At 36.8% G+C, this 26,816-nt stretch carries 21 protein-coding genes; 8 read left to right on the forward strand and 13 right to left on the reverse strand.

Annotated elements, in window-relative coordinates; all coding sequences use genetic code 11:
- Positions 1–21: 21 nt before the first annotated feature.
- From Q0947_RS03175 to Q0947_RS03190, 4 genes are all read right to left on the reverse strand, one after another.
- A complete protein-coding gene (locus Q0947_RS03175; RefSeq protein ID WP_299391309.1) occupies positions 22–468 on the reverse strand; it encodes a phosphoheptose isomerase in 447 nt (148 codons plus the stop codon).
- Between the two features lie 218 nt (positions 469–686).
- On the reverse strand, positions 687–1,988 hold the full coding sequence (locus tag Q0947_RS03180; RefSeq protein WP_299391312.1) for a (Fe-S)-binding protein: 1,302 nt from the start codon (positions 1,986–1,988) through the stop codon (positions 687–689).
- An 11-nt stretch (positions 1,989–1,999) separates the two neighbouring features.
- Positions 2,000–2,992 (reverse strand): MlaD family protein, encoded by a 993-nt coding sequence (locus tag Q0947_RS03185; protein ID WP_299391315.1) that lies wholly within the window; start codon positions 2,990–2,992, stop codon positions 2,000–2,002.
- 53 nt (positions 2,993–3,045) lie between these two features.
- A complete protein-coding gene (locus tag Q0947_RS03190) occupies positions 3,046–4,191 on the reverse strand; it encodes an N-acetylmuramoyl-L-alanine amidase (protein WP_299391318.1) in 1,146 nt (381 codons plus the stop codon).
- Between the two features lie 87 nt (positions 4,192–4,278).
- Between Q0947_RS03190 and Q0947_RS03195 the strand changes: the two genes are divergently transcribed.
- Both Q0947_RS03195 and Q0947_RS03200 read left to right on the forward strand, forming a co-directional pair.
- Positions 4,279–7,041 (forward strand): putative LPS assembly protein LptD, encoded by a 2,763-nt coding sequence (locus Q0947_RS03195; RefSeq protein WP_299391321.1) that lies wholly within the window; start codon positions 4,279–4,281, stop codon positions 7,039–7,041.
- A 50-nt stretch (positions 7,042–7,091) separates the two neighbouring features.
- Complete coding sequence (locus tag Q0947_RS03200) at positions 7,092–7,472, forward strand: Rid family detoxifying hydrolase (protein ID WP_299391323.1); 381 nt, start codon at positions 7,092–7,094, stop codon at positions 7,470–7,472.
- Between the two features lie 79 nt (positions 7,473–7,551).
- Here the strand turns inward: Q0947_RS03200 and Q0947_RS03205 are convergent, their stop codons facing one another.
- The 4 genes from Q0947_RS03205 to Q0947_RS03220 all read right to left on the reverse strand — a co-directional run bounded on the left by Q0947_RS03205 (position 7,552) and on the right by Q0947_RS03220 (position 15,100).
- Entirely contained in the window at positions 7,552–8,415 is an 864-nt protein-coding gene (locus tag Q0947_RS03205; protein WP_299391324.1) for an N-acetylglucosamine kinase, read from the reverse strand.
- 69 nt (positions 8,416–8,484) lie between these two features.
- Complete coding sequence (gap, locus tag Q0947_RS03210) at positions 8,485–9,489, reverse strand: type I glyceraldehyde-3-phosphate dehydrogenase (protein WP_299391326.1); 1,005 nt, start codon at positions 9,487–9,489, stop codon at positions 8,485–8,487.
- Between the two features lie 83 nt (positions 9,490–9,572).
- Positions 9,573–10,559 (reverse strand): 6-phosphofructokinase, encoded by a 987-nt coding sequence (gene pfkA, locus Q0947_RS03215; protein ID WP_299391329.1) that lies wholly within the window; start codon positions 10,557–10,559, stop codon positions 9,573–9,575.
- A gap of 137 nt (positions 10,560–10,696) precedes the next feature.
- On the reverse strand, positions 10,697–15,100 hold the full coding sequence (locus Q0947_RS03220) for a translocation/assembly module TamB (protein ID WP_299391332.1): 4,404 nt from the start codon (positions 15,098–15,100) through the stop codon (positions 10,697–10,699).
- Between the two features lie 109 nt (positions 15,101–15,209).
- On the opposite strand from Q0947_RS03220, the gene tsaD reads away from it, so the two are divergent.
- From tsaD to Q0947_RS03250, 6 genes are all read left to right on the forward strand, one after another.
- On the forward strand, positions 15,210–16,232 hold the full coding sequence (gene tsaD / locus Q0947_RS03225) for a tRNA (adenosine(37)-N6)-threonylcarbamoyltransferase complex transferase subunit TsaD (RefSeq protein ID WP_299391335.1): 1,023 nt from the start codon (positions 15,210–15,212) through the stop codon (positions 16,230–16,232).
- 18 nt (positions 16,233–16,250) lie between these two features.
- Positions 16,251–16,955: a 16S rRNA (uracil(1498)-N(3))-methyltransferase gene (locus Q0947_RS03230; RefSeq protein WP_299391338.1), complete on the forward strand. Its 705-nt coding sequence runs from the start codon at positions 16,251–16,253 to the stop codon at positions 16,953–16,955.
- A 203-nt stretch (positions 16,956–17,158) separates the two neighbouring features.
- On the forward strand, positions 17,159–17,809 hold the full coding sequence (locus Q0947_RS03235; protein ID WP_299391341.1) for a DUF4159 domain-containing protein: 651 nt from the start codon (positions 17,159–17,161) through the stop codon (positions 17,807–17,809).
- Positions 17,810–17,879: 70 nt separating this feature from the next.
- Complete coding sequence (locus Q0947_RS03240; RefSeq protein WP_299391344.1) at positions 17,880–18,386, forward strand: TrmH family RNA methyltransferase; 507 nt, start codon at positions 17,880–17,882, stop codon at positions 18,384–18,386.
- An 83-nt stretch (positions 18,387–18,469) separates the two neighbouring features.
- A complete protein-coding gene (locus tag Q0947_RS03245) occupies positions 18,470–19,558 on the forward strand; it encodes an AI-2E family transporter (protein ID WP_299391347.1) in 1,089 nt (362 codons plus the stop codon).
- Between the two features lie 35 nt (positions 19,559–19,593).
- The gene (locus Q0947_RS03250; RefSeq protein WP_299391350.1) at positions 19,594–20,775 is read left to right on the forward strand and encodes a class I SAM-dependent methyltransferase; all 1,182 of its coding nucleotides are present in this window, start codon (positions 19,594–19,596) and stop codon (positions 20,773–20,775) included.
- 102 nt (positions 20,776–20,877) lie between these two features.
- Here the strand turns inward: Q0947_RS03250 and Q0947_RS03255 are convergent, their stop codons facing one another.
- The 5 genes from Q0947_RS03255 to Q0947_RS03275 form a co-directional block, all read right to left on the reverse strand.
- On the reverse strand, positions 20,878–21,015 hold the full coding sequence (locus Q0947_RS03255; protein WP_299391352.1) for a hypothetical protein: 138 nt from the start codon (positions 21,013–21,015) through the stop codon (positions 20,878–20,880).
- A 66-nt stretch (positions 21,016–21,081) separates the two neighbouring features.
- Positions 21,082–21,732, reverse strand: coding sequence for a ligase-associated DNA damage response endonuclease PdeM (pdeM, locus tag Q0947_RS03260; protein WP_299391355.1), 651 nt, complete (start codon positions 21,730–21,732; stop codon positions 21,082–21,084).
- Entirely contained in the window at positions 21,729–24,188 is a 2,460-nt protein-coding gene (locus Q0947_RS03265; RefSeq protein ID WP_299391358.1) for a ligase-associated DNA damage response DEXH box helicase, read from the reverse strand. Before Q0947_RS03265 ends, pdeM begins: the two co-directional genes overlap by 4 nt.
- A complete protein-coding gene (locus Q0947_RS03270; protein ID WP_299391360.1) occupies positions 24,185–25,777 on the reverse strand; it encodes an ATP-dependent DNA ligase in 1,593 nt (530 codons plus the stop codon). The genes Q0947_RS03265 and Q0947_RS03270 overlap by 4 nt, the downstream gene beginning before the upstream one ends.
- Positions 25,774–26,796 (reverse strand): ligase-associated DNA damage response exonuclease, encoded by a 1,023-nt coding sequence (locus tag Q0947_RS03275; RefSeq protein ID WP_299391363.1) that lies wholly within the window; start codon positions 26,794–26,796, stop codon positions 25,774–25,776. Before Q0947_RS03275 ends, Q0947_RS03270 begins: the two co-directional genes overlap by 4 nt.
- Positions 26,797–26,816 lie beyond the last annotated feature (20 nt).

Genomic DNA, 26,816 nt, shown 5'->3' on the forward strand with positions numbered 1-26,816 from the left:
TTGCCTAAGCAAGAGATTGGTCTAATCATGATGACCGTCATCAAAAACTTGGATGGTCACATTTTTATCTACAAGTTCAGTAAACTTGCCTTTATATTGTGTTGCTTTTACTAAGTGATTGTCTATCCAATGGTAATTACCGCCACGTGGTTTTCCCATTAATAAAGTATGGTATTTAAAACCATGTTTTTTTAACCATGTTTCAGTATACTCACGGTGTTCTTCCATACGCGATGTAAAGAAACAAATCATATGACCTTCATCATACCATTTGTTACACGTAATTAAGGCATCAGGATACACTTCAGCGGTAAGCATACGTTCTGGTTCCTCATTAGGGATATCATCGCAAATGGTACCATCAATATCAATTAAGTAATTTTTTACGCCTTCAGGAAGCACTGGACTCACCTTCTCTCCTTTTTCTACTTTGTCATGTAAAAACTTATCTGCCTCTTCTCTTTTCATAAATGTTTACCCTTGTCATCTTAGGGATTTTTTTATTAATTATACACTTGATTTTAATCAATTCAAGCTTAAAACTAATATTATTCTTTCAAAAAGTCGTTGGTAGCGGTTTAATTATCAGCTTTTTCAATATTACTCAAAAAACAACGCTATCTGTTGAGTTATGTTTAAATATTAGAATGATTTTTAGTAATTGAGAAATCACCTCATTTTAAAATCTATTCGTTTTTCCAGTTCAATCTATCCATTTGATTATAAGGCCATGGAGCGCCATTATTCTCAACATTGGTCATCATATTGTTCAACTCCATTGGTGCTGCAGATTGCTCCATCACCAAGTAGCGACGCATATCCATAATAATAGATAACGGATCAATACTAACTGGACAAGCTTCTGTACACGCATTACACGTAGTACACGCCCAAAGTTCTTCTCTCGTAATATAGTCGTCCAATAGCTGTTTGCCATCTTCCTTAAACGTTCCGCCGTTAGCATCAATATTTTTACCTACTTCTTCAAGACGGTCTCTGGTATCCATCATGATTTTACGAGGCGACAATTTCTTGCCGGTTTGGTTTGCAGGACATTCACTTGTACAACGTCCGCATTCCGTACAGGTATAAGCATTTAGCAATTGTACCCAATTGAGATCTTGAACATCACTCGCGCCAAACTTTGCTGGGGCTTCAGTGCTTTCTGGCTGCGCTGCAAAGGGATCAACATTAGGATCCATCATCAATTTCACTTCTGCGGTTACTGATGCCAAATTGTCTAATTCACCTTTAGGCTTCACTTTTCCGTAATATGTATTTGGGAATGCCAAAAGGATATGTAAATGTTTCGAGAAATACAGGTAGTTTAAGAATCCTAAGATCCCTAAAATATGCATCCACCAAGCGCTACGTTCAATAATATGAATTGTGCCTTCTGAAAGTCCGCTAAATAGTGGTGCAATAAATTGACTGATTACATTACCATTATTCATGGCTTGAAATTTCAAATCTGTAGCATTCATTACTAAGAACAAAAGCATCAGCGCCATTTCAATATAAAGAATGTAGTTGGCGTCATTTTTTGGCCAAGCAGTCATTTCTTTAGACCAAAAACGTTTGATTTTAATAGCATTTCGTCTTAACCAAAAGATGATTACCGAAACGAATACGAGAAGTGCCAAGACTTCAAATGCGCCAATTAGTACGCCATATAATGGGCCAATGCCAGAAAAGATTCGATGTGTACCTGCAAGACCATCAATAATAATTTCTAAAACCTCAATGTTTATAATGATAAATCCTACATAAACGATAATGTGTAGAAAACCTGCAATTGGTCGTTTTACCATCTTGCTCTGACCTAAAGCGATCATTGCCATATTTTTCCAACGTTGCGAGGTGTTATCGCTCACATCAACATCGTGGCCTAATTTAATATTGCGGATCAGCTTTTTTACATTTTTTGCAAAATAACCAATGCCAACAATTAGTGCTATAGCAAAAAGGATATTTGGAATGTAATTCATTATGGAGTTGGTTAGTTATTTTCTAATTCTATATGAATCGCTTCTGGTTGGGTTTTCTCATCTTCAATGATATTGCCTTCTGCGTCAAAACGTTTTGGTTTCTTTCCGAAAACAGAAAAATGCACATAACGTTTAGGGTTCAATTTAAAGTCTTGTAAGAGTTGTTCGAGCTGTAAAGACGCCCCTTCTAGATTCACGTAAAGTTTGTCGTCATTTAGCATTTTACCTAATGAGCCTTTGCCATCCTTCACACTAGCCAATAAAGTGTTAACTTCTTGAAGTGTTTTATCGAGGTTTTCGAAGGTTTTTGATATTTCAACTTGTTTAAACTCGGTAGTAATTTCCGCAAGGTTACCAGATAAGGTGTCAAAATTATTGATAGCTGAAGATAAGGCCGCATCATTTTTAACTACCAAGGTATTCATTGCGGCAGACATGTTTCTGAAAGAAATAATGGTTCTATTCAATTCAGCAATGGCAGCTTTAAGTCCATCTTCACCATCGTTAATAATTAATGAGTTGAAGTTGGTCATCAATGAATCGGCCGTTTTTAAGGTCACCCCTAAATTACTGCTGATCCCAGAAAAGTTCTTAGTTAAACTGGTAATTAGGCCTTCCTCTATTTCTGATTCTAGAAAATCGCCATCCTTAGCAAGTTCTGGCCCAGGCATAGGTACAATTGCTAAAGCATTTCCACCCATAAGTCCAGTTTCATACATGCGTATTTTACTGTTTGTAGAAAACTTTACATCTTCAGTAATCACGAATGTGACAATGGTTTTACCTGTTTTGTCATCATAAGCGATGGTTTCAATTTTACCAATATTGTTTCCTTTGATTGTAACTAAAGAAGAGGAATTTAAAGCATTGTAATCAAATTGTGTTTGGTAGCGATTGTGTTTTTTAAGGATATTGATACCCTTTAAGTAGTTGATCGTAAAAACCATTAGGAGAATCCCACAGATTACGAGTATCGCAGTTTTAACTTCTCTTGTTATTTTCAAAGTCTTTGAGGTTTAGTTGCACAAAATTAGGTATAAATATATTAAGAATCTTTTTAATTTGCCTGAGATTTCAGAACCTTAGAAAGGTCTTCGCGCTCACCATTTCTATAGGCAACTATAAAAGACGACGGATAACCTTTTGATTTTGCAATTTCTGCCAGTTTTTTAGCTTCATTATAATCAGAAGTATATCCGTAAAAATATTTAAATAATTTACCTTCTTTTTCTCTTGATATATCAGTTAAGCCTTTAAAATTAAAAGGTTTTGGTTCTATCTTATTACTGCTTGCCGCTAATTGGACTTTAAAAACGGTATTTGGATAAATAAGTTTAGAAGTCTCTTCAGGTTTGATTTCTTCAGTGACCGCATCTTTAATGCTTTCTATATTAGGAACATCTTTATAAACGTTTTCTCCTACGTTTCTATCCAAGATCATTTTATAATCCATGATGCCTTTGTAAATAGATAAAGACATTTCATTCTGTCCTTTAGATGAATTTAGGTAAGCGCCTTCAGGTTGGTACGTTAGGAATCCAGTTTCAATTAAAACACTAGGCATATAAGTGTTGTGCAACACCCAAAAACCTGCTTGTTTTACACCTCTATCAGTACGTTTTAAACTTTTAGTAAAATTATCCTGAACCAATCGTGCCAACTGCGTACTTTGATCCAGATAATCTTCTTGCATCAAGGTTAAGCCAATAAAAGATTCTGGAGCATTTGGATCGAAACCATCGTAGTGCGATTTATAGTCTTCCTCCAAAAAGATTACCTCGTTCTCTTTTTTGGCAACTTCAAAGTTGCGTTGGTTGGCATGCAATCCCAAAACAAAAGTTTCGGTACCGTGCGCATTGGAGTTATGAGCGTTACAATGTACGGATACGAATAAATCAGCATCTGCATCATTTGCTATTTTGGCGCGGCCTCTTAAGGTTACAAACTCATCCGTTTTACGTGTGTAAACCACCTTAATATTGGGATGCTTTTCTAAAGCTTTCCCCACGGTTAAAACAATATTGAGTGCAATATCTTTTTCTTTATAGCCATTCCCAGTGTTTCCTGGGTCGTTACCACCATGGCCAGCATCAAGCACTACAACAAATTTGCCCTTGTTTTTTTGAAAGGCGTGTGCAGAGGAAATAAAACTGGCGAATAAAAATAGCTGTAATACGAAAATGTAATGTAGGTGCGTTCTCATAAAGGTCTTAACGAATAAAAATCTCGGTTTATTTTAATTTTAAATTTTAAATGAATAATAATTAATCACAAAAAAATATATGTAATTTTGACTTTTCAAAAACCGAGCCATACTTTTACAAAAATACACTTAAAAGCATTGCATACAAATAGCTTTCATATTCTTTTTTTTCTGAGTTTTACAGTGTTTGTTAACACTTTGGGGTTCTCCCAAGAGCTTCCTAAAAAACAAACTCCAATACTACCAAAAACAGAAAATGATTCTATGAGGGTGACGGTTAACGTCGATTCTCTATTACAGCCAACGGTCAATCTCAAAGAAACCGATTCTACACTACAAGACACACTTCCTAAAAAGAAGGAATTTTTAACCGATGTTGTCAATTATAAAGCTTTAGGCTATGTGTCTCTTAACGAAAAGTTGAAGCAAACCACTTTATATGATCAAGCGGAAGTCAATTATCAGGACATGGAAATCAAGTCTGGAATTATTGTGATTGATCATAATAAAAACTTGGTATATGCTGGGCGTTTAAAGGATTCGGCAGGGGTTTATTCGCAAGCGCCTACTTTTAAACAAGGTGCCAATTTGGTGGAACCTGATTCTATTATATTCAATACAGAAACCAAAAAAGCGCTGATCTATAATTCGAGAACAGAACAAAGTGGCGGATATATTATTGCAGATATCACTAAAAAAGAGAATGACTCGGTTTACTTTATTAATCGCGGGAAATTCACCACTTCTGAAAACAGAGAAGATCCGGAATTCTATTTCTTAATGCGAAAAGCTAAGATTGTTCCTAATAAAAAAGTGGTTACCGGTCTGACCAATATGTACATCTATAATGTACCGACGCCTATTGGGTTGCCTTTTGCCTATTTTCCATTGACAAAAAAACAAACGTCAGGCATCCTCTTCCCTACTTTTGGTCAGGATAGCAGACGTGGTTATAACTTGCAAAATGGTGGGTATTATTTTGCCATTAGTGATTATGTAGATTTGGCAGCATATGCCGATTATTATACCAACGGGAGTTACGGGTTACGTACAGAAAGTAGTTATGCCGTTCGTTATAAGTTTAGAGGGAATTTCGGATTAAGATATGAGAATTTAATCAATAGTGAACGCGGTTTCCCTGACTATTCAAAATCGTCAATCTATAACATTAGATGGTCACATTCTCAAGATTCAAAAGCGAACCCGAGTTCTCGCTTTTCTGCTTCTGTCAACTTAGGAAGTAGTAAATACTATCAAGAATCCGTGAACCAAATTAACGCTTCCAATTTCTTGAACAACACCTTGTCATCTTCTGTTTCTTATTCTAAATCGTTTACAGGAGAACCACAAGTTAATATGAGTGTGACGGCTACACATTCACAAAACACAAGAACGCAACAAATAGATATGACATTGCCGACGTTTCAAGGTAGTGTGAGCAGAGTTTACCCGTTCGCTCCAAAAGTGGGCACCAAAAAAGGGATTATTGATAACATCAACTTTCAGTATAACATCAACGCACAGAACAGGATAAACACTACTGATTCGCTGTTTTTCAAAAAGGAAATGTTTGATGAAGCTAGAATTGGCGTTCAGCAAAGCATTCCAATCTCTACCAACTTTAAGGTTTTTAAATATTTTAGTGTGAGTGCGAACACAAATTTTGAAGAAAATTGGACGCTGAATACGGTTCGTAAATATTATGATGAGGAAACCAATCAGATTTTAACCCAAGATCTCACCGGATTTGATGGCTTTAGAACCTACAATTTCAGTACAAGTGTAGGAACTACGGTTTATGGGATGTTCAATTTTGAAAAGAAAGGCAAAGACACCAAAATTAAGGCAATAAGACACATTATGAGGCCGTCTATCAGTTATAATATCAATCCTGCGTTTGATGAATATTATGACACGTTCGACTATATTACAGCTAACGGTGATATTACCCGTGCTGAGTACAGTAGGTTTGAAGAATCACTTTATGGTGCACCAAATAAAAACTTTTCAAGTTCTTTAGGCTTGAGTTTAGGAAATAACTTTGAAGCGAAAGTTAGAGATCGCGATTCCACCAAAACGGAGCCTAAGAAAATCATTTTATTGAATAACCTTAACTTCTCCACGTCTTATAACTTTGCTGGCGATTCCTTACAATGGAGTCCGGTTAGAGTTTCAGGAGGTACTCAGTTTTTCGACAATAAAATGAGTGTGAATTTTGGGATGACTTTAGATCCATATGCACTTGACAATAATAACCGTCGTGTAGATAAATTTAATGTTAGTAATGGGGGAAGTTTGTTTCGTATGACTTCAGCCAGTATGAATTTAAGCTACAGTTTGAGCAGTTCTAGTTTCTCTGGAAAGAAGGAACCAGATCAACGTGCTATTGACGAATCTGTACGAAGTGGTGGCCGTGCCGATGATTTATTTGGGAAGCCACAAAACTTTGCTGATGATCGTTTGGGTGACGACACAAAAGACAAGGACAAAGAAGTTGATTCTGAATATTATAACTTTACAATACCTTGGAGCTTACGAATTGCGTATGCAGTAAATTACTCCAATAATGCAAGACAGAATGAAATTTCATCAAATTCATTGATGTTTTCTGGAGATATCGATTTATCACCACGCTGGACCGTTGGTGTGTCTTCTGGTTACGATTTTAAAAATCAAGGGTTCACGTATACTCAACTCCGTTTTGAGCGTGATTTGATGAGCTGGCGTATGAATTTCAGTTGGATTCCATTCAGTCAACGTAGTTCATGGAACTTCTTTATCGGAATTAAATCGAGCTTATTGAAAGACATTAAGTACGACAAGCAACGTGAACCAGACAAAAGGTTATAGTTAAGTGCCCATTTCAAAATAAAAACTTCTAAAAAGTAAACTTATACATTATGAAAAAAATCATCAATACACCAAATGCTCCTGCTCCTATCGGGCCATATAATCAAGCGGTTTTAACTGGTAATACATTATATACTTCAGGGCAGATTGCTTTTGACCCGAAGACTAATGAATTGGTTTTGGATTCTATTCAAGCAGAAACAAAGCAAGTTATGGAAAACCTTAAAGCGGTTTTAGAAGCTGCTGATATGACTTTTGAAAACGTAATTAAGTCGTCAATTTTTATCAGCGACATGAATAACTTTGGTCAGATCAACGAGGTTTACGGCACTTATTTTAATTCAGAAACTGCTCCAGCAAGAGAAACTGTTGAAGTAGCAAACTTGCCTAAATTTGTGAATGTTGAAATCAGCATGATCGCTGTAAAATAAATTTCTTTAAGTTATCAACTAAAAAAAGCAGTGGCCTTAATTAGAACACTGCTTTTTTTTATTGAACAAAACCTGAGGTTTATTTGAGCTTTTTAGTATGATAGGCCACCAAACCTTCAATAGGTCGGCGGACAACGTTTCCTACAGTGAATCCCATTTCTTCCGCAACTTCCTTTATTTGCGTTTCAGCAAAAAACGCAATAGAGCCCGCAAAATGTACTGGTACTTTTTCTACTTCATTTTTATACTGGAAAATCATGTTTTTCGCGAATAGTCGAATCCCATCTTTAATCATATCTTGGATATATGGCGAATCTATATTTAAAAACATAAATTCTGCAAAACTTGCCAAATACGCATTAGGCGTCGGATTTTTGTAAAGGTTATATTTGATATAATCTGCATCCATATTGTACTTGTCAGCAAAAGATACTTTTATGGCTTCTGGCATATGATTAAAATAATAATCACGTATCATTTGTTTCCCATAAAAATTACCTGAAGCGTCATCCATTAGCGAGTATCCTAACGATTGAACACGTTGGTCTATACGTTCACCATCATAATAACTACAGTTAGAACCGGTGCCCAAAATACACACAATTGCAGCTTCATCGTCATGATTTAATGTTGCTCTTACAGCAGCCATTGTATCTTCTGTAACCTCCACTTCTGCGTTTACGAAAATATCTTCCAAAACACCTTTTAAAAGTAATCTTGGGCTTTCTGTACCACAACCTGCGCCGTAGAAGAAGATGTGCGTCACCTCACGCTTGTGCTTCATCAACTCCTCACTCTTACGAATGGTTTTATAAAGTTTTTTTTCCTTGAGAATTTCAGGATTTAAGCCACTTGTGCGGATTTTTTCCAGAAGTTGTTTCCCATTATTGTCTACTGAAATCCAATCGCATTTTGTAGAACCACTATCAACTATTAATATCATGTGTTTATTTAATAAGAAAATCCGTATATGTTAAGCTATAAATATAAAACACATACGGATTATATGGAATTACTTAATTGAGTGGATATGTTGTGCCAATTCTACCAATTTTGTAGAATATGCAAATTCGTTATCATACCAACCTACAACTTTGAAAAATCTTGAGTTCAATTCAATTGAAGCATCAGCATCAAAAACACAAGTGTTTGTTTCTCCAACAAAATCTTGAGAAACTACTAATTCTTCAGTGTATCCAACAATACCTTTTAAGGCTCCTTCAGAAGCATCTTTAAACGCTTTTTTGATTTCTTCCAAAGACGTTTCTTTAACTGTTCTCACTGTTAAATCTACAACAGATACATCAGCAGTTGGAACACGGAATGCCATCCCTGTTAATTTCCCGTCTAACTTAGGAATTACTTTACCTACAGCTTTAGCAGCGCCAGTAGATGCCGGAATGATGTTCATTAAAGCACTTCTTCCACCTCTATAATCTTTTTTTGATGGGCCATCAACCGTTAATTGCGTTGCAGTAGTTGCATGGACTGTAGTCATTAATGCTTCTTCAATACCAAAGTTGTCATCAATAATTTTTGCCATTGGCGCTAAACAGTTGGTTGTACAAGATGCGTTAGATACAATCTTGTCAGTAGCTTTTACTTCAGTATGGTTAACACCCATTACAAACATTGGCGCATCTTTACTTGGTGCAGAAATAACTACTTTTTTAGCACCTGCTTCAATATGATAATGTGCAGATTCCATAGTAGTGAAAATTCCAGTACAATCCGCAACAACATCAGCTCCTACTTCATCCCATTTTAGGTTGCGTGGATCTCTTTCAGCAGTTACACGAATCTTTTTTCCGTCTACTACCAAATGACCATCTTTTACTTCAATTTCTCCGTCAAATCTTCCGTGTACAGAATCGTATTTTAATAAGTAAGCTAAATGCTCTACATCTAACAAGTCATTGATTGCTACGATATCTACATTTGGTTTTTTTAATGTTGCTCTGAAAACGATTCTTCCAATTCTTCCAAAACCGTTAATTCCTAATTTTAAATTTGACATGTTCTTTTTATTATTTATTACTATTATTATTTTTTGTTTGAGTTCTGAAACTCCTTTTGTTGCTTATTCCTGTTTGATAAATATTACGTTGACATAATCTCAGAAACGCGCAATAATTCTCTATTGATTTGAGATTTACCTTTAACCGCTTGCTCTAATGGCGTTAAGGTCATTTTGTTGTTGAGAAGACCTACCATAAAATTGGATTTGCCTTCCAACAGACTTTCTACAGCCTTTACTCCCATTCTACTGGCTAATACACGATCAAAACATGATGGAGGCCCACCACGTTGCATATGGCCTAAAACGGAAACCCTTACGTCATACTCGTCTAAGTTGGCTTCCACATAATCTTTAAGTTCGAAAACGTTTTTACCAATTTTATCACCTTCTGCAACCACCACAATACTTGATGATTTTCCAGAACGTTTACTACGTTGTAACGATTCCAAAAGACGCTCAAGACCTAAATTTTCTTCAGGAATCAAAATCTCTTCGGCACCAGCACCAACACCTGCATTCAATGCAATGTGGCCAACGTCACGTCCCATAACCTCCACAAAAAATAAACGGTTATGTGAACTTGCTGTATCCCTGATTTTATCGATACACTCTACAACAGTATTTAAAGCGGTATCAAAACCAAGCGTATGTGAGGTTCCAAAAATATCATTATCAATAGTTCCTGGAATTCCTATAATTGGAAAATTATATTCTGCATTAAAAACCAATCCACCGTTAAAGGTACCGTCTCCACCAATAACAACTAACGCCTGTATGCCGGCATCTGTGAGCTTTTGATGAGCGATTTTACGTCCTTCAGGGGTTCTGAATTCCTTTGAACGAGCAGATTTAAGAATCGTGCCGCCTTTATTGATGATGTCTTTTACACTACGTGCATCCATCGGTTTGAAATCGCCTTCCATTACACCCTCGTAACCACGATAGATTCCAACACATTCAACGTTATGATAAGCGCAGGTTCTGACAACGGAACGAATGGCTGCATTCATTCCAGGAGAGTCACCTCCTGAGGTCATTACCCCAATTTTTTTTATGCTATTTGACATTTATTTATTTGTTAGAATAGTAAAACTACTAAACATATATTATAAAAAAGGCAGGATTAGTCATATTTTCAACGAGCGACTGAAATTCAATCGTTTTCGTTAATAACTAATTGGAAATTGTAAGAAAAAAATCGGGACTAATTCTCTTCTTCTTCCTTTCTGACCTTCATTTTAATGAAATCAGAAAGTGGGTTTTCTTCAGTAACGGTCGATTTTTCCTCTTCAATGAGCGCTTCTTTTTTTCTATTCTTCCCAGAGAATATTATTTTCAGCAACTCCCTAAAGGTGTCAAATTCTACGTTATAGGATAAACCTACTCCTTGTGTATAGCCAATTTCTTCACCGAAATTCCGAATGTTATTTTCTCGGTTGAAAAACTTAGCCGATAAAGTTCCGTCTTCGTTTAATAAGAGTTCTATCTCAGCATCACCAGCAATCACCGTTTCATTGACGCCACCAATTGGCACTCCCACTTTCCCATTAAACAACACACGATCGCTAATTTTAGTGCTTAAGGTCAACCCTAAACGGTCATCAGTTCTATAGTCAGGTGTTTGTTCTCCTGCCTGAAAATTCAAGCCCAATTTAAGCTTATCATCATCACTGGACAGCAAACTGTTAAACAAACTATTCACACGATCTGCGATGGTTCCATAAGCTTGTTGTCCTAAACTTAGCTCACTTGCAAATGATCCGGTAGCCAGTAAAAATAATGCTTGATTCTCTCTACTTTCTTTAGTTTCCAATCGGTATTCCAATTCTGATCTTACGGTTGAACTCGCATTAGGAAAGGTTACGGCGAAATCTGGCGTAGGTTGTTCCAATTGCCCTGTCAGACTGATTTCTACATTTACAGGAATACTTCTGTTGATAGGATTGTCTAATAATATGGAAGGATTGGCTTCCGTTTTATAAACAGCCTTCAGATTGATTTGTGCTTTTAAGGCATCGCCTTCCCAAATAATACTTCCGCCTGGCTCCACGACAAGATCCTTTTGAATCAACCCACCATAGGAGAAGTTGTAAATACCTTTAAAGACAGAAAAATCGCCCCACATCTTAAACTTCCCATTCGTATTGATTTCAAACAGAAGGTTTCCTTCTCCGTTTCCACGAATGGTACTTCCTGAACTTCTGTCAATTACAATCTCGATATCTGCATTCTGGTTCACATCTAAATCAAACTTAAGCTCCAGGCCTTTTACTTGGGTTTCAGTAATAATTTCTCCGTTCAATCGCGCTGCTTTCTCCTCAGGACTTAAGAAATGGATGTAAGAGTTGTCTCCAAAACTTTCCACATCATTTAAAGGAATCTTGAACACCGTACCTTGAGATGTGCTACCATCTACTTCAATAACCAATTGGTCTGTTGGTCCAAAAATTCGTGCTGTACCATTCATAAAAGCGGTACCATAATAGAGTGCGTCTTCAGCATCATCAGTGTTTAGCACCAGTAATCTGTTGGTGGCAATGTCTAAACCAAGCTTCCAATCAGAGAAATTTTGATGGGACATATACCCATTCAAGGTCGCTTTTGAAAAGAATTCTGAATCGGTAAATACAACGTCATCTAAAATAAAACGTTGGTCTTTCAGGGTGACTTCCGTATCAAAGTCGAAGGCATAATCCACATTTAAGTATGGAATTGCTATCCCGGCATTGTCTAAGATTAATTTACCTTCTATTTGTGGTTTTTTCAAATCACCAGTAACCTGCACATTTCCTGACGCCAGCCCTCTTATATTATTGATGACATCGGCTCCAAAAACATTTAGTGGCTCTAAATCGAACTCGTCAAAATCAATATCCAAATTGATACTTGAGTTATTGGCACTAACATCGATATTTCCTTTTGCATCTAATGATTTTAAGTTGTCATTTCGTAAAAATAGATCGACTTCATAATTTGTAAGTGATTGGTTCCCTAGGATATCTGCTTTCAAATCACCCAATAAATACTCATTAAATTGGAAATTTTCGATGGTTACATTGGAATTCGGGACGTAAACACCATTCTGTTGGAGCACATCTAAATTCCCATTCAGAATTCCGCCAAAAGATAGGCTGTCTATGGTTGGTGTAATTTTATAGAGATCAACGTCCTTAAAGCTTAACTTGAGGTCTTTGTATGTGGAATCCCTTAACGCTCCAGATAACTGAATTTCTTCATCCTGATGACTAAATATAACCTCTGAAATATTAAACTCTCTAAATTGTCTGTCGAAAGCGACTTTATTAAGCTGATTCTTTTGCTCGTTGATAAACCATTTGTTGTCTTTTATGATGACATCAGATTTTTTAAAACCAACTACCGATTTGTTGTCCTTATCTATGGTATAAAACAAACTCAAGTTGAATTGGTCCTTATTTTCCTTTCCACCATTAAATTCAGATTTGATAAACAGCGTATCTCTAACGGTCACATTAATCAAGCTGAATTTTGAAATATTATAAAAGTTAGTATTTATGGAATCAACTTCTATATAGGTGTTATATAATGGATTGCTATTATCTACAGTAATCTGAATATCATTGGCAAAATAATCCAGTAATTTTATTTGAGGCGAATTGAAGGTTAAATCAAATCCGCGCTCATCACTTTCAATTCGGCCTTTTAGCGATGTGTTTTTGCCGAGTTCCAAGTCAGGATAAAAGACCTCTACAATCTTGTTGTAAATGGTAAAATTGAAGTCCAAATACTGTTCAGACAACACTTTATGCGGCACATAGTTGGTGTAAATGCTACCTATTGAATTTTCTACCAACTTGCCAATATCCTTAAACTTAAAGATGCCGCTAACGGTTCCTTGAACAATATCTGGGGAATTGATTTCAATAATGCGTTCCTTTTCTTCAAAACGAGATACGATTTCAAAATCCTCAAAGTAGTAATAGTCGTGTTCGTTAATATATGTTGTGTTACTAAAGGTGAGCTTTCCGTAAGCATCGTCAATGGTTGAACCATCCATATCCATGGTGATGGTACCCATAAATACGGACATGCTATCCTTTTGCACAAAATTCATCTCTTTAAGGTTGGCATATTCTACATCAGCCGTAAAATCTAAAGAGCTGACTTTCTTGGACATGTCTGCTAACCCATTAAACCTAAACTTGAAATTTTCGTCGTGTGATACCAAGTTCCCGTTAAACACCTTATTCCCTAATTGGCCTGCAACGTCAATGTTTCTATAATTGTAGTTGTTGTAATTGATGTTGAATACCTGACCTTGAACGTTCGTTTTTAAGTTTTCGAGCGTAAAGCCTTTCCCATCGACATCTAAATCAAAACTGGTTTCTTTTACATTAGGATCATTTAATAGCTCGCCTACATTGAAATTCTCAACGATGATATTTCCTTTATAACTTGCATTATCAATATCATTAAAGCGTAATAAATTCAACCTAGAATCAATATGACCGAGCGCCGTATTAATCTTTAAATCAGCAAAAATATCAGTAGAGGTAATTTTAGTATGCCCGTAAATTGTAAATCCACCCAATTTTGAAAAAATACTTGGCATTGAAGCGCCGAGTACATTAGGCATAAGGGATTTTAAATCGTAGTAATTGGAAGATAGATTACTGAAATTGCCATCCATTGCAAACGTATTTTCCTCACTGTTGAATAAGTTTTTGAAATTGATATCCCCATAAATTTTAGTCTGACTGCTGGTATTGAGTCTGAGGTTATTCATGTTCAAATTATTCAGTGTTCCCGTTAAATTGACACTAAACTGTGCATGATCTTCTTTACCAAACTCGTTGTAAAACGTATTCAATTCGTTCAGCATTACATTAGAATCCCTAAAAGTGGCTATGACTTCAACTTTATCGGTAAAGTCTATAAAATCTTCCCTCTTATATTTAAAGGTCAATTCACCATTCAAAAAGGACTTCGGTGTTTTTATGGACAGATTTGCAAAGGTCATATACTCCAATGTGTATTCAAAATCGGTCATCATATTCTGAATCGTCAATCCTCTACTATCCCTAAACGTCAACGTGTTGATACGCGCACTGACGTTACTGCCATTAATCAGGAAATTTGTGGCATTAAGATTAAGCTTGTTAAACTCAAGGATTTTTGGAGTCTCCTTATTGTCATCAATCATTCTGAAGACACTATTATAAATGGAAACATCGCTGGACGACAATAAAAAATCACTTGTTTTAGATGGATTATCTTCCGCAAAACGCTCTACAAACACATCTAAATTGGTCTCATTTTCCCCTAAATACGTTCTGACATTAAAAGTTAAACCATGAACATCAATATCGCCAAAAACCAATTTTCCATTGATAAGATTCCTGTAACTGCGGATGGAAGTATTCAGCTCGTCAATACCAATTAAGGTGTCTTGTTTGTAATCTTCAATAAAAACACCTTTAAGTTCTACATCGCCGTTTAATTGAAGCGCCACTTTTTGAATGTAAATATGTGTTCCGTAAGTATCGTTAATCCGCTGGGTGACCTTTTTTCCAAGGAAAGTTTGAACTGGTGGGATAGAGAGAATCAGCACCAAAATGATGAATAGCAATAGAAATATCGCTACAATTTTAGATGCTATTTTTAAAAGTTTTTTGATACGTTTTAAAAGTTATAACTTTGAAGCCAAAATTAACAATTATTGTGCCCAATTCTAACTAATGGCTACACAAAATATTTATATTCTTGCTATTGAGTCTTCCTGTGATGATACAGCAGCCTCTGTAATGCTTAACGGCAAAATCCTGAGCAATGTTGTGGCGGGCCAAAGTATTCATGAAGCTTACGGTGGGGTGGTTCCAGAATTGGCGTCTCGGGCACATCAGCAAAACATTGTACCTGTTGTAGATCAGGCTTTAAAAAGGGCTAATATTGATAAAAATCAACTGAAGGCCATTGCTTTTACACGCGGCCCAGGATTGATGGGATCGTTGTTAGTTGGTACTTCCTTCGCTAAGTCTTTGGCATATGGTCTTAATGTCCCTCTGATTGATGTGAACCATATGCAAGCCCATATTTTGGCACATTTTATTGATGAAGAAGGATTTGAAAAACCTCCTTTTCCGTTTTTGGCGATGACCATTTCTGGAGGACACACTCAAATTGTTAAGGTGAATTCCTATTTTGATATGGAGGTGATTGGCGAAACTATTGATGATGCCGTTGGTGAAGCCTTTGATAAAAGCGGAAAAATACTCGGACTTGGTTATCCTGCAGGACCAGAAATAGATAGACGTGCTAAATTAGGAAATCCAAAAGCCTTTAAGTTTACTAAACCTAAGGTTGATGGGCTTAATTTTAGTTTTTCAGGTCTAAAAACGGCCATTCTTTATTTTATTCAGAAAGAGACAAAAGCCAACCCTAATTTTATTGAAGAGCATTTAAATGATATTTGTGCTTCCATTCAATATACCATTATCGGTATTTTGATTGATAAGTTGAAACTTGCAACTAAAGAAACCGGTATCACCCATATTGCTATTGGTGGTGGTGTTTCAGCGAATTCAGGCATCAGACAGGCTTTAAAAAATGGGGAATCCAAATTTGGGTGGACTACTTATGTACCTAAATTTGAATTTACTACAGATAACGCCGCAATGATTGCAATTGTAGGCTATTTGAAATATTTGGAAGGTGATTTTGCCGAGCAAAGTGTGACGGCTTCATCACGTCTCAAAATATAAAATTCTATAAATTACTTTATGCAGCTGTTTTACAATCCGACTATTGACGAAAATACCACTGAGATTTCCTTTTCTAAGGAAGAAAGCAAGCATATTGTAAAAGTACTCCGTAAAAATGGTGGCGATCAGCTTCAAATCACCAATGGCAAAGGCTGGTTGTTTGTTGCTGAAATTACTGTAGCAGATATGAAAAAATGCTTGGCGACCATTTTATCCAAATCTTTTGAACCGCCACGCGATTATAAAATCCATTTGGCTGTCGCGCCTACAAAAATGAACGATCGTTACGAGTGGTTTTTGGAAAAGGCGACCGAAATCGGGATCGACACCATCACTCCTATTATCTGTGACCATAGTGAGCGTAAAGTGATCAAAATTGACCGATTTGAAAAAATCTTACAATCGGCAATGAAACAATCTTTACACAACTATTTGCCGGAACTACATGAAGCTATTCCGTTTAATGAATTTATAACCACAGATTTTATCGGACAAAAATTCATTGCGCATTGTGAAGAAACGGATCGAAAATCACTTAAAACAAGTTTAGAACCAAAGAGAGATGTCCTTATTTTAATAGGTCCTGAAGGCGATTTCAGTACTAAGGAAATTTCTTCCGCTATAGCTTCAGGATTTAAACCGGTAATGTTAGGAAATACACGTTTACGGACCGAAACGGCAGCAATTGTAGCATGTCATAGTGTTGTGTTTTCTAATGAATAAATAGTTTAGATTAATTCATATAAACTATTGTAATTCAATATATTGACAGTTTATATTTTGAATTAAAATAGATTATTATCGACTATCTATTCGCACATTCTCGATATTGAAATTCATAATTAGAAATCCTTTTTATTAGGAACATAAGCAACCTTTACACCATTTTTATTTCTATTTTTGAAAATATGAAAATGAGCCTCAACATGTCTAAACGCTTTTTTACTATATTCCTTTTTAGCATGTGTTCAGTTATGCTAATGGACGCTCAAGACATTGCTGTGTTAAAGTATAAAGGTGGTGGCGATTGGTATGCAAACCCCACGTCGTTACCCAATTTGATTTCGTATTGCAACACAACAATCAACACTAAAATAAATCCTAGACCTCAAACCGTCGAGTCTGATAGTCCAGATATTTTTCAATACCCATTCATTCATATGACAGGTCATGGCAATGTATTTTTCAACGAAAATGATGCTGAGAACCTCAGAAATTATCTCATTTCCGGCGGATTCCTACATATTGACGATAATTATGGGATGGAACCTTATATCGTAAAAGAACTTAAAAAAGTATTCCCAAATAAGGAACTGATTGAATTGCCAAAAACACATCCTATTTTTAGCGCCGCATATAGATTTCCTGAAGGTCTTCCAAAAATTCATGAACATGATGGCAAAAGACCACAAGCATTTGGGATTTTTGAAAACGAAAGACTCGTCTTATTATTTACCTATGAAAGCGATTTAGGGAATGGCTGGGAAGATGAAGAAGTCCACAATGACCCTTTAGAAGTTAGAGAAAAAGCTTTGAAAATGGGCGCTAACATAATAAAGTACGTTTTTGAAAACTGATTCGGTATAACTGTTTAGCCATCATAATAATTCAACAATCTTCAATCATCAATCAACAATCGTAAATCCCATGCAACTCACCCATTACACCTCTAAATTTAACCAAAAATCGTTTCCGATTATTCTAGTCTGTGATAATGTGACCAATGCACCCAATATTGGAAGTCTGTTTAGAACCGCGGATGCCTTTGGGATAGATAAGATTATATTTTGCGGTAGTCCGATTCCACTGGGGAGGAAAATGACAAAAACATCACGTGCTACCGAAAAATACGTGAATTATGAAAATCAGGAGGACACGTTGGACACCTTAAATACACTCAAAAATGCAGGCTATCAAATCGTAGTTTTAGAAATCACATCGAATAGTACACCAATTGACAACATGAAATTCGAGGTTAATCAGCCAATTGCTTTACTTGTGGGCGATGAAAATTTTGGGATTTCTGACGCTTGTTTAGAGCTATCTGACCACATCACGCACATAGAAATGTTCGGGCAAAATAGTAGTATGAATGTTGCGCAGGCAACGAGCATCGCGCTTTATGAAATTACAAGGCAAATGCACGGCGCATAATTTGGGTTGATATGCTATAGCAATATTTTGGAAACCGTTAAAGTTTATTGCAAATACATCCTAAATTTGGTTAAATTTAAAACATGAAATCGAACACTATATCTAAGGGGCTTTTACAAACAATTGTCGTTGTATTCGGCATTATTTTACTCTTATATTTTCTTTATCAGATAAAGTCGCTCATACTCTACCTCTTTATAGCGGGCGTTATTTCACTTGTTTTCAGACCTGTTGTCTACTTTTTTAAAAACACACTCAAGCTGGGTAAAAACCTCTCGTCCTTTATTACCTTATTATTAATTGGAGGGATTTTCACTCTCATTTTATGGATTTTTGTTCCGATTATATTAGAACAGAGCAAGAATATTTCAGAAATTGACTTTGAGATGGTTAAAAAGGATTTGAATGAGTTGAACATTCAAGCCAGTGAATATATAGGTGTTGAGAAGATAAATATTATTGAAGCCATAAAACGAACGGATTCTGTCAAGGAATTTGATTCTGAATTCATAGAAAGTTTTGTAGATATTTTTGTAAACAACATCACCTCTTTTATAGTTGGGCTTTTTTCAGTGTTGTTTATATCGTTCTTTCTATTGAAAGATGAACGGATGATTTCCAATGCAGTGGCCGTATTTGCAGCGGAAGGAAAAGAACGTCGTTTTTTGAGAGTTTTAGAGAAATCGAAAGAATTATTATCGCGATATTTTATTGGCCTGATGATTCAAACCACAATAATGGCCGTTTTCTACCTGATATTACTCATGATTTTGGATGTTAAAAATGCACTCGCCATTGCTATCATTTGTGCCATGCTTAACATTATTCCTTATTTAGGACCACTTCTTGGCGGTGTTGTTATGATTTTGGTTGTAGTTTCGAATAATTTAGGAGCGGATTTTTCATCAGATTTATTGCCGCTACTTGTAAAAGTATTGATTGGTGTTGGCGTTGCTCAACTCATTGATAATCTTGTATCCCAGCCTATTATTTTTAGCCATAGTGTTCGGTCGCATCCTTTAGAAGTGTTTATCGTAATTATTTGCGGTGGTCTCTTGTTCAATATTCCAGGAATGATTTTAGCTGTTCCTGTTTATACCACGCTGAAGGTAATTTCCAAAGAATTTTTGTCAGAATATAAAATTGTAAAGCATTTAACGAAGGACCTGTAGTTTCTTTTTGATAATTTCGCGGTAAACCGATTTTAATGAATGCAGCTATTTTAGATCTTGATGTTCAAGAATTCATCAATAACAACCTTAAAACTGATGCCACTGCACTGATTTTAAAAGGTGTTCCATTCACAAAAGTATCGGTTCAGGAAGTGGTTGAGCAGATTGAGGCAAAGAATAAATGCGAAAAGAAGCTACTAACATGGTTTCAAACACCTAAAATCTATTTTCCCAATAAATTAAATATTGAACAGACTTCCTCTGAAGTTACGGCAGATTATAAATCGAAATTAATTGAAGGGAACACCCTTATTGACCTCACTGGAGGCTTTGGTGTGGACGCTTATTTTTTTGCAAATCATTTTCAAGACGTGACGCATTGTGAATGGAATGAAGCGCTAAGTAGCATCGTTCGCTATAATTTTGAGACATTAAACGTGTCTAATGTTAATTGCATCGCAAACGATGGATTATCGCAGCTACAAAACTCCAAATCGACTTATGATTGGATTTATGTTGATCCATCAAGACGTCATGATAGTAAAGGAAAGGTGTTCTTTCTAAAAGATTGTTTACCAAATATTCCGGAACATCTTAAATTGCTTTGGTCCCGTTCCAAAAATGTAATGATTAAAACTTCACCCTTATTAGATCTTACAGTAGGTTTAAATGAACTGGAGTTTGTTAAAACCATTCACGTAGTAGCGGTAAATAATGAGGTTAAAGAATTATTGTGGATTTTAGAGCACGGTTTTCAGGCCGAAATTGAAATAGCAACCACTAATTTGAAAACACAAGATGCTGAACATTTCAATTTCTTTATGCATGAAGAATCTGACGTAGAAGCGGAATTGAGTGAACCGCTTGCCTATCTATATGAACCAAATTCAGCCATTCTTAAATCGGGAGGCTTCAATGCGTTAACGAAAAGATTACCTGTTAAAAAACTTCATAAACATTCGCATCTCTATACCAGCGATACTTTAGTTGAATTTCCTGGGAGAGCTTTTGAAATACTTCAAATAGTACCTTACAACAAAAAACAGATCAAAGCATTAGCCATTGGAAAGGCGAATATAACCACGCGTAATTTCCCTGAAACGGTGCAAAATATTCGCAAAACGTTTAAAATCAAAGATGGTGGAAATCAGTATCTTTTCTTTACCACGAATGATGATAATGAGAAAATTTTGATAGTCTGTAAAAAAATTGAGTAAAACGAATCAAGCTGAATGATCTGATAAATGCATTTCTACATTTAAGGCCATTCAGCTGATGCTATATTGAAAAGTTGTAGTGTTATTTAAGCCTACTTCGACTTAGAACAAATTAAATACTGGTCCTAGTAGAACATAGATAATTATAAACACTACAATGGTACCAATGCAACCGCATTTTCCACCGCCAACTTTTTTTGCTCCCCAACCTGCAAGAAGCGCTCTAAGAATATTTTTCATCTTTATAAATTTTAAAGATTAAAGATAGCTAAAAATGAGATTAATAGGGAGCGCATTAAATAGAAATCATAGCTCAAATAATGATTTTTCAGTAAATCCATAGCATACGGAAGCCTCCACGGTACGTTTAGTATTGAGTCCTGTAAATTCACTAAATGCTGGCAAGATTAAGCGCTGTTCAGAAACTTCAAAACAGGGCAGTTTAATAAATACCTTCCCTCGGCCTTTAATGGTAACACCAGGATGCGTATGTCCTGAAACACAAAAAACGGTTGGTTCACAATGCTGTTCATCATGAACAAACCTGATTTCCCCAACATCTTTATGCGTTTTAAAAACAGAAATTCCCAAAGCCTCATAAAAACTATCTTTTAGTCGGTCGTGATTACCTTTGATAAGCTCAATAGTGATGGAGGCATTCTTTTGGATAAAAGTCTGAAATTGATCAATATCAGTATTGTTTTCCGCATGAAAAAGATCGCCAACCACCAAGATGGTACGCACATTAAAACGGTCAATCAATGCTTGCAAACGCTTTAAATCTGTATCCAAAACTGCGGACGGGATAGCGATGCCTGCTTTTCTAAAATGTGCAGTCTTACCGATATGCAAATCAGAAACCACTAATGTAGCCTCAGTTTCCCAATATAGCGCGCGCTGATTGGTAAGTGTTAAGGTGGTATGTTGAACCGAAATGTCTTTGGTAATAATGGTCATAGCTGGGTTTGCTTCATCACCTCATCACGGATACGTCGGATTCGTGCATCCAGATCTTCACTGGTAAGCGATTGACGTAAACTATCCACTTTTATAGGGAAGCTTAAAGGTGAAAAAGATTTTGCAAATTTAAGAATAAGTTTGCTTTTAGAGATCCGTTCAAATGCTTCTTTTAAACGCACTTCTTCCAACTGCTGATTAAAGACTTCAGTATAAGCTTGTCGCAACAGTAAATTTTGAGGTTCATAGTCTTCCAATACTCTAAAAATAAGTCCCGAAGACGACTGTAAACTTTTATTGTTTTTCCGATTTCCGGGCTGACTTTGCACAACGAGTCCTGAAATGACCGCAATGTCACGGAATTTTCGCGAGGCCATTTCTGAAGCGTTGATACTTCCAATAACATCTTCCATCAAATTTTCCTTTGACAGAATTGCTTTTATAGTGTGTTCATCAATGGGAATGGATTGGTCACTCAACAATTCAAAACCATAATCGTTCATAGCGATGGTAAAGGTCAACGGTTTTATCAAACTTAATCGATAAGCGATTAATGCCGCCATCACTTCGTGAACCAAGCGTCCTTCAAAAGGATACATGAATACATGATGTCCATCCTTCGTTTCAATCAGTTCAATTAAAAACTCATCTTTTTCAGGAATGTGCGAATACTTTTCTTGTTGCGAAATCAGCGGATGTAAAAATTTAAGTTCCTTTTCAGTTGTTTTAGGATGTAAGGATTCTGACAGTTTCTCGCGTAAATAATGGCTTAAATAAGACGACAAAGGCAAGCGTCCGCCCAACCAACTTGGCGTTACGGCCGATTTCCGTTTGCTGCGTTTTACTAAAACCGTCATGTCCTTGATGGTGACAATTTCTAAAACACGCCCCGCCAAAATGAAATGATCATTAGGTTTTAATTTGGAAATAAAATACTCTTCCACCATCCCAATATAACCTCCGGAGAAAAATTTTACTTTTAACATGGCATCGCTGACAATGGCACTAATATTCATACGGTGCAACATCGCAATACGTCTGCTTTTCACTTTGTATAATCCATCATCGTCAATGATGACTTTATGGTATTCTTCATAAGATTTCAAGGTGTTCCCACCTTCGGTGATAAAATGTAAGGCCCAGCGCCAATCCTCTTCGGTCATATAATGAAAGGCATGCACTTTTTGGATGGCAGCGAACAACTCTTTTTCATTGAATCCTTCACCAACCGCCAAAGACACCATATATTGAATCAGCACATCAAAAGTGAGCACCATGGGTTCCCGTGCTTCAATACGTCTGTCTTTTACCGCTTGTTTTAGAGCTGCAGCTTCAATCAATTCTAATGAATGCGTGGGCACAAAATAGATTTTTGAAGTTTCATATGGCGAATGCCCACTACGACCGGCACGTTGCATAAATCGGGCAATGCCTTTTGGCGATCCAATTTGGATGACACAATCTACAGGTTTAAAATCGACGCCCAAATCTAATGATGATGTACAGACCACAGCCCTTAAAAGTCCTTCAGAAATAGCGTCTTCAATCCAATTCCGCAACTCTGCGTCAATAGACCCGTGGTGAATGGCAATTTGACCCGCCAGATCGGGTTCAATTTTTAAAATTTGTTGGTACCAAATCTCCGACTGATTTCGGGTATTCGTAAATATAAGCGTGGTGTTATTCTCATATATTATGGGAATTATTTTGGCGGCCATTTTCACACCCATATGCCCTGCCCAAGGCAAGACTTCAATTTCATCCGGCAAAACTGAGACGATTTCTATTTTCTTTTTTTCCTTGGCAACGATGCGTTTAGTTTTTATATGCTCATAGGGAATCAAGACCTTTTGTGCTTCGTCCAAATTTCCTATGGTGGCGGTGATGCCGTAAATAAGAATTTTTGGAGATAGCGTCAATAATCTTGAAATCGCCAATTCAGTTAACACGCCCCGTTTGGAACCTAAAAGTTCATGCCATTCATCAATGGCAATGCAATTGAGGTTTTTAAAGAATCGTGAATTGTTTTTTTGAGAAAAAAGTATGTGTAACGTTTCGGGAGTGGTCAACAATACATCCGGCATCAAACGTTCCTGACGCCGACGGTCTTTTTGTGGGGTGTCGCCATTTCGGACCTCAACTTCCCAATCCAAGCCAATTTCTTCCACAGCAGTGGTCATAGCTTTGGCCAAATCTTTTGCCAAGGAGCGCAATGGACTTACCCATAACAGTTTCATCCCTTTTTTATAGGCTTCAGGTTGGTTTAAATAATCAATCACAACGGCTAAAAACACTGAAAATGTTTTCCCAAAACCCGTTGGTGCCACCACCATACCGCTATAGCCATTATGATATTGGTTCCAAGTTTGCAATTGAAAATCGAACGGCTTCTGCCCTTTCTCGTGCATCCAATCCGCAATAATCTGATAGCCTTGTGAATCCTGAACGTTTTTCAATTTGGATTGGTGATTAAAAGTTTAACTTGTTCAATGGTATCTATCTCCTCTACTAATTTATCACGGCGCCACCTTAAGATACGTGGAAACCGTAAGGCTACGCCAGATTTATGGCGGTTGCTAAACGCAATCCCTTCAAAAGCGATTTCAAACACAAGCTCCGGTTTGACCGTTCGTACGGGTCCAAATTTCTCAATAGCATTCTTATTGACGAATCTCGAAATTTCTGTGATTTCTTTATCGGTTAAGCCCGAATACGCTTTCGCTACGGTTACTAAACCGTCATCTTTTTTAACCGCAAAGGTATAATCGGTGTATTTGCTACTGCGGCGGCCACTCCCCTTTTGCGCATATATCATCACGGCATCAATGGTCAGCGGATCTACTTTCCATTTCCACCAATCGCCTTTTTTTCTGCCGGTATGGTAGGGCGAGTTTTTCTGCTTTAGCATCAAGCCCTCGCTGTTAAATTCTCGAGCTTTATTGCGTATAGCATCCAGTTCATTCCAATGTGTAAATTCTATAATTTCTGATATAACAAGGGTGTCATGGGCGCTATTCGAAGTTAATAGCTGCTCCAATAATTGCCTCCGGTACTGTAAGGGTTGCATACGAATGTCATCGCCATTCCATTCCAAAACATCATACACATAAAATCCGACCGGCACCTCCTCAAGCATCTTTTTACTGACATTTTTCCGGTTGAGACGTTTTTGTAAATCGTTAAATAACAATACAGCGTTATCCTTGAGCGCAAGAATTTCACCATCAATAACAAAGTCTTCCTTAAAGTTTTCCAATAGCGCTACAAGTTCAGGAAATTGACTTGTCACCAACTCTTCACCTCTAGACCAGATAAAAATCTCAGTGTTGCGTTTAACGATTTGCCCTCTAATGCCGTCCCATTTATATTCCACTTGCCACTCCTCAGGTTGTCCCAATTCTGCCAATTCTTTTTCTAAGGAATAGGCCAAGCAAAATGGATACGGTTTGGAATTGTCATAATTAATATGCTCCCCATTAACGAGGTCGTCAAAGCTAATGGTATCAATATCCCAGTGACCAATAATACTATGCATGAGTTGGTTGGCATCAATACCTGAATATTTCGACAAGGCATTTACTAAAGTTTTTTTAGACACCCCAATTCTAAAACTTCCCCCAATCAACTTGTTGAAAATAAGCCGTTCTTGCACTTGCAATCCAGACCAAGCATGGCGCACATATATTTTTTTTTCTGCATCAGATTTTGGCTTAAGAGCTTTTAGTTCGGTCATCCAATCGCTTAAGGATTTATCGATATGATGATTGGGATCGGGTAACATTAAGGCAATAGTTTCGCCTAAATCGCCCACACTGCTATAGCTTTCCAAAAACAACCATTCCGGAAGTCCCGTAATTTCTAAGCACCATTGACGCATGAGCGTCGTTTTAACGGGACGCGGTGGGCGCTTGCCAGTAAACAAAGTAATCAGCCATAATTTATCCTTTTCGGGAGCAATTTTTAAATAATCGACCAAGGCATCAATTTTTGCATTGGTTTTATTAGTGATTTCAATGGCGCTAATAAGGTCAGAAAAATGCTTCATGGGCTAACGGTTTTTTCTGTGATTAGTTCTGCCTCTTCTTCTTCCGTGCCGTATTCTGTTTTCACTTCCGCAGATGAAATCCCTATTTCATTTAAATATTTGGAAAATGTGGCTTGACTGCCATGGGTGACATAGACTTTTTCAGCTTCAGTTGCTTTCACTGCAGATAGAAGTCCATTCCAATCTGCATGATCACTTACTGCAAAACCTGCATCTACAGCTTGCCAACGTCTATTGCCTCTAATTTGCATCCAACCAGAGCAAATAGCGGTAGCCGCATTAGGTATTTTCTTGATTAATTTTGATCCCAATAAACCTGGGGGTAAGATGACTATTTTATTTTGAACGTCCTCCTTCTTAAAGTCATAGTTCAGGAGTTCTGTTTCCGGAAGCGGAATGCCGGAACCTTGAATGGCAGTATTTAAATTATGGATGGCGGAGTGCACAAATATTTTATCCACACCTTCCATAAGTTTCATCAGCCGTTGGGCTTTACCCAGAGAATACCCTAAAAATACACTAGTTCTATTATGCGCTTGATTTTTCTGCACCCAATCATGCATCTGTTGTTGTAATTGCGCTTCACTTAGCCAATTATAAATGGGAAGTCCGAAGGTGCTTTCGGTAATAAATTCGTGACATTTAATAGGTTCAAACGGAACGGTTATATAATCATCCTTCACTTTATAATCGCCCGTAAAAACCACAACAAATCCTTTGTATTCCAATCTAATTTGGGCTGAACCTATAACGTGTCCGGCAGGGAAAAAGCTCACCTGAACCCCATTGATTATTCTAGGCTCATTATAATTTAATGATTCCACGTGAATATCAGCACCCAAACGATGCTTAAGAATGGCTTTGGAATCTGTTTGACACAAATAGAATTTATTTCCACGTCGCGCATGATCGGCATGTCCGTGAGAAATAATGGCATAATCTACCGGCAACCACGGATCTAAATAAAATTTCCCAGGGATGCAATAAATACCTTTTTTTGTGAATTTAACGAGTTTCAAATGTGCTGTTCCTTCTCTTA

The organism is uncultured Gelidibacter sp., assembly GCF_947500795.1.
Classification (GTDB): Bacteria; Bacteroidota; Bacteroidia; order Flavobacteriales; family Flavobacteriaceae; genus Gelidibacter.